Source organism: Bradyrhizobium sp. Leo78 (assembly GCF_059512425.1).
The window spans coordinates 1-397 of the sequence record NZ_JCAMOT010000266.1; the positions used below are offsets into that span (position 1 = coordinate 1).

1 protein-coding gene is annotated in these 397 nt (G+C 62.7%); it reads left to right on the top strand.

The window, feature by feature from the left end; genetic code table 11:
• Nucleotides 1-397 (top strand): penicillin-binding transpeptidase domain-containing protein (locus AC5ZG1_RS44610; RefSeq protein WP_496136601.1); only part of this gene is annotated, 397 nt, incomplete at both ends.

Here is a 397-nt window from a genome sequence, read left to right on the forward strand (position 1 = left end):
TGGACGGAGAAGGAAAAACAGTGGGAGCATCGCAGGCCGCGTTGGTTGCGATGACGTCGGACGGCGCGGTCGTCGCGATGGTTGGCGGGCGCGACTACAAGGCAAGCCAGTTCAACCGCGCCGTCACCGCGATGCGCCAGCCGGGTTCCACCTTCAAGCTGTTCGTCTATTATGCGGCATTGAAGGCTGGGCTCACCTTGTCCGACCAGATTCTGGACGCGCCAGTTGAAATCGACGGCTGGTCGCCGGAAAATTCCGGCGGCAACTATAGTGGTTGGGTGACGCTTGCCGAGGCGTTCGCGCGATCGTTCAATGCCGCGTCGGTGGCGCTTGCCCAAGAGGTCGGCCTGGACAATGTAATTGCCGCGGCGCGCGAACTCGGCGTCGATGCGCCACT